1 protein-coding gene is annotated in these 1,179 nt (G+C 43.7%); it reads left to right on the top strand.

Annotated features, from left to right (window positions below; genetic code table 11):
* The first annotated feature begins 606 nt into the window (after nucleotides 1-606).
* Nucleotides 607-918, top strand: a complete 312-nt coding sequence (locus O9290_RS06495; protein WP_002749272.1) for a hypothetical protein — start codon at nucleotides 607-609, stop codon at nucleotides 916-918.
* The last annotated feature ends 261 nt before the right edge of the window (nucleotides 919-1,179 follow it).

The raw sequence follows: 1,179 nt of genomic DNA, 5'->3' as shown, positions 1-1,179 counted from the left end.
AGCCGTCAGGCTCTTCTCGACTTTGTGTGATAATTTTTGCTTATGAAATCGTGAAATGTTTACTGGGAAAGACTTTTAGGACTATTTGGTTAAATAAACTATCAGTATAGACCTCGTTTCCACACAGAAACCAGAAGAGCCGCCGTCATAGGAGACAGGAGTGGGAAGTGGGAATTATGAATTATAAATTATGAATTGACGAGCGGGGAGCAGGGAGAACGGGTGCATCTCATTTTTGTAAATCTACTAAGTTGGGATTTTTAAGGGGAAACTCTCTGCTAAAGTCGGGCGTTACTTTCGATTTTTTCCCTCAATCCAAGCTTTTGGGGGGTAGAACCCCCCAAACCCCGGAGCGCATTAGTTTTTCGGTGGGATGCTTACAGACAGCTGCTGATATATCTGTAATAATTTAAAAGTCACTGATAATTGCTGATTGTCGGTATTTCTGCAAATGTGGGATGCACCCAGGGAGAACAAAGCTGCCCATTGCCTATTGCCTATTCCGGCTGATGGCTAATGGCTAATGGCTAAAAAGCTGATAAAATTTGACGGCTGAAAACTAATTAAGCCAGAAAGCTAGAGATTGATTCTAGATTGAGTAACAAAGTGAAATATTTTTTCTTAACGGCAGGTTGGACAATAGGACGGGTGTGGGAATTTGGCGGTTTGTGGGACCATGCGAGTAGTTGGCGACGACCACCGCAGATAGAGCGATTAAATATCGGTATTTTAGAGGGAGAACAGGTTTTATGGCTTTATAAGGTGGAAGAAGCCGTGATTATGGTAGAAGTTGCCCCCAAGAGTGCCGAAATTGCCGATACTGTCCCCACCATCGGGCAAGTGGTGCTAAAACGCTTGATTAGTGCCGAACAAGTCCTCGAAATCCTGCAAAATGCCGAAGAACTACTGAGGAAGTAATCAGTTATCAGCTTCTGATCTGACAACGCCGATAAATGTGCCAATTATTGGCTTAATCATCGCAATTATCGCTCTTCTGGAACTTTCGGAAATCCCCGACGGAATCCAGATTCTGAAACCGGTGGTGATTCGGTAGTAGTGATGGCGGCTTAATCCTTTGCCAGGTGTGCATTGTAGTCATGGATAAAATACCAAAGGGCTCCCCAACGTGATTCTCCATTTTTTTAGAGAAAGATAGACTCTCTCTCACCAACCGAGAAA

The organism is Microcystis sp. LE19-41.2A, assembly GCF_027530405.1.
GTDB classification, from domain to species: Bacteria; Cyanobacteriota; Cyanobacteriia; order Cyanobacteriales; family Microcystaceae; genus Microcystis; species Microcystis aeruginosa.
Note: the sequence above shows the minus strand (reverse complement) of the source record. Positions and strands in the feature narration are given on the sequence as shown.